The organism is Micromonospora sp. NPDC023888, from assembly GCF_040639415.1.
Classification (GTDB): Bacteria; Actinomycetota; Actinomycetes; order Mycobacteriales; family Micromonosporaceae; genus Micromonospora.
Genome location: NZ_JBEZZW010000036.1, coordinates 62,477 through 70,072 on the forward strand (window position 1 = coordinate 62,477; position 7,596 = coordinate 70,072).

Here is a 7,596-nt window from a genome sequence, read left to right on the forward strand (position 1 = left end):
CGTTCAGTTCCTGGTCCTACGATCCGTGCGAATCGATTCGCAAGCGCAGCCCTCCGGAGAGCGTCCCCCGCGCCCCACCAAGGAGCCGCCCATGAAAACCCCGTCCCCCGGCAGGTCAGGCCGAGCCCGCGCGCTCGTCGCCCGACTCGTGGTCGGCCTGCTCGCCGCCACCGCCGCCGTAACCGTCGCCGCGTCCCCGGCCCAGGCCGCCGACGAGTCGATAAGCGTCAACTTCGCCACGGACAACGGCACGCCGACCTACCGCGCGTCCGGCTGGATCTACGGCATGACCGAGAACGCCAGCGGTCCGGCCGACCACTTCTACCGAGACGTCAAGTTCCAGTCCATGCGCGCCGGCGGCGCGCAGCTCCCGGGCAGCGGCTGGGTCGGCGGCACCTACGACCGCCGGTGGAACTCCACACTCGCCCAGGCACGTCGGACCACCGCCCTCGGTGGGAAGTTCATCATCCTGCCGCACGACCTGTGGGGTGCCGACGGCGCCGGAATCTCGCGCTTCCCCGGCGACAACGGCAACTGGACCGACTACGACAACTTCCTGACCCGGCTCATCAGCGACGTCCGGGCCTCCGGGCTGAATGTGCAGTGGGACATCTGGAACGAACCGAACATCACCATCTTCTGGAACCGCCCGATCTCCCAGTACCTCGAACTGTGGCGCCGCACCTACCAGCGCCTCCGGGTGGAGTTCCCCAACCAGCTCATCGTCGGGCCGAGCTGTGCCTGCGTCCCGTCGACGAACCACGCCTTCTGGAACCAGTACCTGGACTTCGTCCGCTCGACGAACACGGTTCCGGACATCATCAGTTGGCACTCGCTGCCGGGTGACCCGGTCGCCAACGTCGCCGCCGCCAACGCCACCCTCGACCCGCGCGGCATCGCCCACCCGCGTCCCTACCAGATCAACGAGTACGGCGCGCCCGACGAGCAGAACCCGGCCGACGGCGCCTGGTACATCGCGCGGCTGGAACGGGCCCGGGCCGACGGCCTGCGGGCGAACTGGGCCAGCGGCGGCAGCCTGCACAACGACCTGGGCAACCTGCTGATCCGCAACTCGGCCGGGCAGCACCAGCCCAAGGGCGAGTGGTGGAACTACCGCTTCTACGCCTCCCAGACCGGGCAGATCGCGGCCGTCACCCCCAGCCAGTCGTACGACGCGTTCGCCACGAAGGCGACCGGCACGGCGAAGGTCCTCGTCGGCGGTGGTCGTACCACCGGGAACCTGACCGTCAACCTGCAACGCCTGGACACCACGAGCGGCATCGTGGAGAACAACCAGGTCCGGGTCCTCACCCAACGCATCCCGCACAACGGCGGTGGCGCGGTGCCGGGGCCGATCACGGTCTCGAACAGCGTGGTCGGCGTGTCCAACAACAACGCCACAGTGACCCTGCCGTACACCAACCAGACCGACACCTTCGCCGTCACCCTGCTGCCCCCGTCCGACGGTGGGTTCCAGTCGGTGGCGGTGGCCCAGCACTCCCAGCAGTGCCTCAACAACGCCGGCCTGAGCACCGCCGACGGCAACGTCCAACAGCAGAACTACTGCGACGGCGGCGACCAGCAGCTCTGGAACTTCCGCCCGGTCGCGGGCGTGGCCAACACGTACACGGTGGTCAACCAGCAGAGCGGCAAGTGCCTGGACGTCAGCGGCGTGTCGACCGCCGACGGCGCCGCCGTGCACCAGTGGACCTGCCTGAACAGCTCCAACCAGCAGTTCACCCTCCGCAAGGTGACCTACTCGGGCAACGACTCGCACGACTACCAACTCGTCGCCCGGCACAGCGGCAAGTGTGTCGATGTCAGTGGCGTCTCCACCGCGGCCGGCGCGCTTGTCCACCAGTGGACCTGCAAGGCGGTCAACCAGGGCGGCACGTTGAACCAGACGTGGCGGATCCTGGGGCGGTAGTCGTCCCGGGGGAGGTGACGCGCTGGCTGTCCGCCCAACGGCCAGCGCGTCGCCCGCCACCGCATTCATTGACATGAATAAAACAAAGGTCATACGATTCGCTGCGATTCGCCATGCCACCACCCGCCCGTGGCGCGTCGACAATCCCCCCGCGCTTCCCCGACTCCGAGGAGCCACCTCGTGCGAACCCCGTCCCGCAGCGGGCCAGCAACAGCCCGCGACCTCATCCCGAGACGTCAACGCGTCCGACGTCTGACCCTCCTGGCCGGTGCCCTCGCCGGGGTGCTCGTCGTCGTCGGCATCGGCATCGGTACCACTCCCGACAGCTCGCCCTTCGCCGCCGAGGCCGCCGCGGCGGCCACCATCCAGCCGGGGCAGAGCACTCCGATCGTGGGCACGCCGTCCGGTCGCTGCCTTGAGGTGCCCAACTCCAGCACCACGAACGGCACCCAGACGCAACTCTGGGACTGCAACGGCGCCTCCGGCCAGACCTGGACCTGGACGTCGAGCAAGCAACTCCAGGTGTACGGCAACAAGTGCCTGGACGCTTCCGGCCGGGGCACCACGAACGGCACCCAGGCGATCATCTGGGACTGCAACGGCCAGAACAACCAGCAGTGGAACGTCAACAGCAACGGCACGATCACCGGCGTGCAGTCCGGGCTGTGCCTCGACGCCAACGGCGCCGGCACCGCGAACGGCACCAAGGTCATCCTGTGGGCCTGCAACGGTGGCGCCAACCAACAGTGGGCCTCGCCCAACACGCCGCCGACCTCCGTGCCGCCGACCTCCGCGCCGCCGACCAGTCCGCCGCCGAGCGGTGCTCGCCCGTGCGACATCTACGCCTCCGGCGGCACCCCGTGCGTCGCGGCGCACAGCACGACGCGGGCGCTCTACGCGGCGTACACCGGCAACCTCTACCAGGTCCGGCGCTCGTCGGACAACACCACCCGCAACATCGGGGTCTCCGGCGCGGGCGGCACCGCCGTCGCGGCGACGCAGGACTCCTTCTGCACCGGCACCACCTGCGTGATCACTGTCGTCTTCGACCAGTCCGGCCGCGGCAACGACCTCTGGTACCAGGGGTCGAGCGTGGTTCCGGGCAGCCCGCAGAGCAGGCCGGCGACCGCGACGACCGAGTCGCTGACCGTGGGCGGCGCCAAGGCGTACTCGCTCTACATCAACCCCGGCAACAGCTACTGGCGCGACGGGCACCTCACCGGGGTGCCGACCGGCGCCGCTCCCGAGGGCATGTACATGGTGACAAGTGGCACCCACGTCAACAGCGGCTGCTGCTTCGACTACGGCAACAGCGAGACGACTCGCAAGGCCGACGCCGCCGGTGCGATGGACGCCATCAACTTCAGCAAGCAGTGCTGGTTCGGTGGCTGCTCCGGTAGCGGACCCTGGGTGCAGGCTGACCTCGAGTGGGGTCTGTTCCCCGGTGGCAGCCAGAGCTGGAACCCGAACCAGCGCGCCTTCACCAGCAAGTTCGTGACCGCGACCCTCAAGAACAACGGCACGAGCCGCTTCGCCATCAAGGGCAGCGACGCCACGTCCGGCAGCCTCTACACGCTGTACGACGGCTCGCTCCCGCCGGGCTACAGCCCGATGAAGAAGCAGGGTGCGATCATCCTGGGCAGTGGCGGTGACTGCTGCAAGCCCGACGGCGGCGCGAACCTGAGCGCCGGCACGTTCTACGAGGGGGCCATGGTCGCCGGCTACCCGTCCGACGCGACCGAGGCCGCGGTGCAGGCCAGCATCGTGAGCGCCGGCTACCGCTGGTCCCGGGCATCGGCGTCAGAACGACAGGTGCGCCGGTCACCACCAGGTGGTGACCGGCGCACTCTCGTCGACGCCCGCTGGCCCGGGCCGGCGGTCTGTGCCGCTCGGTGTCAGGCCACCGAGCAGGACGCGCCGTTGAGGGTGAACGAGGTCGGCGTGGCGGTGTTGCCGGTGTGCGTGGCCTGGAAGCCGACGGTCACCGATCCGTTGCTGGGTATGCCGGCGTTGTAGGTGACGTTCCTGGCCGTCACCTGCCCCGAGTTCGGGGAGTAGGAGGCGTTCCAGCCCGAGGTGATGCTCTGGCCGCCGGGCAGGGTGAACACCAGGGACCAGCCGTTGACGGCACTGGTGCCGGTGTTGGTGATCGTGATGTTCTCGGTCAGCCCGTTGTTCCAGGCGTTGACGGCGACGGTCACCCGGCAGGCGCCGGAGCCCGGCGGCGGGGTCGTCGGGTTGGGCGGCGGTGTGGTCGGGTTCGGGGGCGGGGTAGTCGGGTTCGGGGGCGGGGTCGTCGGGTTCGGGGGCGGCGTGGTCGGGTTGGTCGGGTTGGACAGGCCGAAGAACTGGATGGCGGACGCGGCCATGCCGCTGGCGGGCAGGCTGTGTCCGGCGCCCTGGATGCTGTACGCCTCGACCTGCACCGTGCCGCCGCTGTCGGCGTACCTGCGCCGGTTCCAGTTCGGCTGCGGAGTGTCGGTGGAGGTGGGTGTCTGGCTCAGCCCGAACACGTTCGTCCACTGCTCGATCGACTCCTGCAACAGCGAGTACGGCACGAGGGTGTCGTTGGTGCCGTGCCACAACTGGATGCGCGGGCGGGGCCCGGAGTAACCGGGGTACGCCTGGCGGACCGCGTCGCCCCACTGCTGGGGCGTGCGGTTCATGTTCCCGCCGGTGCACTGGCTGCTGGTGGGTGGGAAGTCGGCCGCGTTGGCGAAGCAGTTGAACGGCACTCCCATGAACGCGGCGCCGGCCTTGAACACGTCGGGGTAGAGGGCCAGCATGTGGTTGGTCATCATGCCGCCGGAGGAACTGCCGGTGGCGTAGACCCGGTCCGGATCGGCGGCGTACTGCTGTTGCACGTGCCGGACCATCGAGACGATCGACACCGGGTCGCTGCCGCCGCCGCGCCGCTTGGCCGCGTCCGACCAGACGTCGAAGCAGTTGCCGAACCCGGCCTGCTGGGTCGCGGATGGGTAGATGACGATGAATCCGTACCGGTCGGCCAGGCTCGCGAACTCGCTGCCGGAGTAGAAGCCGGGGCCGGACCCACCGCAGCCGTGCATGGCCACGATGGTGGCCGGCCTGGCTGGGCGGTTGTCCGGCACGTAGACGTGCATCCGCATCCGGCCCGGGTTGTCGCCGAAGCTTGTCACCTCGGTCAGTGATGCCGCGTACGCGGGTTGGATCGCGGGGACGGCCAGGCCGGCCGCCGTCAGCGACACGGCCAGGGTGAGCAGCAGTTTCCTTCTGATTTTCAACGGACGACTCCTTCGACTGCCTGTGCAGGCGTGGGTGGCCGCGCGATCCGGTCGCGGGTGTGCCCGAGGCCCGCGGTGATCGCGCGATGCCCGCTACCGGTGGCTCGCCCTGCCCGACTCCGGGACCACATCGCGTGGCGATCAGTGTTCTCCTCGGACCAACAAGTGTCAATCGAAGTACTTCTATCGAAGGTTGGCCGTCCCGCACCTGCTCGACGGCTCTCCGTCTACAGTCGTCACACCGTCCCTGAGGAGCACGGAGCGCCTGTGGCAAGCCCGTTCGACATCGACGACATCTATCCCGACGACGATGGCCAGCCGCTGCGGCTGCCCCGGCGGCAGGTCGGCAACTCGCCGCAGGGTGTCGCGGTGACCCTGCTCGCGGATTACACCCTGCGCACTCGTGCCGCGATCCCGTCCGCCGCCATCGTCGCGCTGCTCGCGGAGACCGGGGTGACCACGGCCGGCGCGCGTACCGCGATCAGCCGGCTGGCCCGTCGTGGCGTCCTGGAGGGCAGCCGGCTGGGACGGCGCAGCTCGTACCGGCTCAGCCGCGCGGCGGCTGCCAACCTCTCCGCCGGTGGCAACTGGATCCTCGCCTCGACCAGCTCGACCGTGCCGTGGGACGGGTGCTGGACGATCGTCGCGTTCTCGCTGCCGCAGGACCGGAGTGCCCAGCGCCGGGCCCTTCGCGCACAGCTACGGTGGCTCGGATACGCGCCGCTGTACGACGGCCTGTGGATCTCGCCGGACGAGCTGACCCCTGCTGCTCGGGCCCTGCTGGACCAGCTCACCCTCGGTGCCGTCACGGTTTTTCGCGGCCGGCAGACCGCGATCGCGTCCGCCACCCACCGTGCCCCGATCGAGGCCTGGGACATCGCGGAGATCGGCCGGAGCTACCAGGCGTTCCTCCAGCAGTGGACGGCGGTGCTGCCCCGGGTGGTCGCCGGGGAGATCGACGGCGCGGCAGCGGTGCGGACCCGGACCGAGGTGATGGACACCTTCCGGCGTTTCCCCGTCCTCGATCCGCAGTTGCCCCTGGAACTCCTGCCCGAGAAGTGGCTCAGAAGGCCGGCGCGGGAGGTGTTCGAGGCCGTCTACGACGGCCTCGCGGCGCCGGCCGAGCGACACGTCCGGGCGGTCGTCGCGCGGTTCGCCGACGGCGAGCTGCCCGGCATCGAGGCCCACACCACCGCCGACATGCTGGCCGGAGTGCGCCCCGCCGCGAACCCGACGGAATCGGCTCACGGCGGATCCGCTGGTTACTGATCCGCCGTCCTGTGAGCGATAACAGAGTCATCGTGATCGGCGCGTGCACGAGGTGCTGCCGGCGCGGCTGACTCCCCACGAGGGCAGCACGTCGGCACGACGGTGACGAGGCAGGCTTCGGCGGAACCTGAGCTCGGCAACATCGATCCGGGCTTATGTTACGTCTTGACGAACGGCATGTTATCGCTCACCCTCGATATCGAGGAAGACAGCACCTGTGGCTCACCGGGCGAGCCGCTGTCGCACCTCACGATCACGACGTTCCCCAGGGCATGCGGACGTCGATCACGCACCCTCGGCAGCGGCGTCAGCCGGCCGGACGACAGGTGTCGGTACCGGTCAGCGAAGGATGCTCATCCCGGTTCCTCGTCACAGGAGGATCATGGCTTCGTTTTCGGCGCGGGCTCACCCGTCCCCGACCGGGTCGCTCATCGACACGGTCGACACCAACAGCACCGCTGCCAACCCCCGCTGAGCGCGCCGTGATCCACGCCAGCCTTCCCGGACCGATTCTGGCAAAAGGGTGGCACGTCCCCCACCACCGTTGCGACCACCACCGAAAAGGAACGACATGAAACCCAAGAGAACTCTGCTGGCGGCGGCGAGCCTCGCCGTCGCCCTCACCGCGGGCATGACGGCGGTGCTCGCCCCCACGGCCAGCGGTGCCGGCACGACCCTGAAGGCGGCGGCGGCCGAGAAGGGCCGCTACTTCGGCGCGGCCGTCGCGGGGCAAAAGCTCTCCGACAACACGTACGTGACGATCCTGAACCGCGAGTTCAACAGTGTCGTGGCCGAGAACGACATGAAGTGGGACGCGACCGAGCCGCAGCAGGGTCGGTTCAACTACACCGGTGGTGACCGGCTGGTCAGTCACGCGCAGGCCAACGGCATGAGTGTGCGGGGTCATGCGCTGCTGTGGTACCAGCAGGAGCCGGGCTGGGCGCAGACCATGTCCGGTAGTGCGTTGCGCAGCGCGATGATCAACCATGTCACGCAGGTGGCGACCCATTTCCGGGGCAAGATCTACGCGTGGGACGTGGTGAACGAGGCGTTCGCCGACGGTAACAGCGGCGGGCGGCGTGACTCGAACCTGCAGCGCACGGGCAACGACTGGATCGAGGCGGCGTTCCGGGCGGC

4 protein-coding genes and 1 pseudogene are annotated in these 7,596 nt (G+C 69.2%); 4 read left to right on the top strand and 1 reads right to left on the bottom strand.

What is annotated here, in order from left to right:
- Positions 1–91: 91 nt before the first annotated feature.
- Both AB0F61_RS26865 and AB0F61_RS26870 read left to right on the top strand, forming a co-directional pair.
- The gene (locus tag AB0F61_RS26865) at positions 92–1,927 is read left to right on the top strand and encodes an RICIN domain-containing protein (protein ID WP_357814852.1); all 1,836 of its coding nucleotides are present in this window, start codon (positions 92–94) and stop codon (positions 1,925–1,927) included.
- Between the two features lie 180 nt (positions 1,928–2,107).
- A pseudogene (locus AB0F61_RS26870) lies at positions 2,108–3,709 on the top strand (arabinofuranosidase catalytic domain-containing protein); the annotation flags it as partial.
- A gap of 113 nt (positions 3,710–3,822) precedes the next feature.
- On the opposite strand, the gene AB0F61_RS26875 reads toward AB0F61_RS26870, so the two are convergent.
- Positions 3,823–5,190: a PHB depolymerase family esterase gene (locus AB0F61_RS26875; protein WP_357814854.1), complete on the bottom strand. Its 1,368-nt coding sequence runs from the start codon at positions 5,188–5,190 to the stop codon at positions 3,823–3,825.
- A gap of 267 nt (positions 5,191–5,457) precedes the next feature.
- Here AB0F61_RS26875 and AB0F61_RS26880 point away from each other — a divergent pair, with 267 nt between their 5' ends.
- Both AB0F61_RS26880 and AB0F61_RS26885 read left to right on the top strand, forming a co-directional pair.
- Entirely contained in the window at positions 5,458–6,459 is a 1,002-nt protein-coding gene (locus AB0F61_RS26880) for a PaaX family transcriptional regulator C-terminal domain-containing protein (protein ID WP_357814857.1), read from the top strand.
- Positions 6,460–7,030: 571 nt separating this feature from the next.
- Positions 7,031–7,596: endo-1,4-beta-xylanase (locus tag AB0F61_RS26885; RefSeq protein WP_357814860.1), on the top strand; the 566-nt coding region annotated here is incomplete at its 3' end.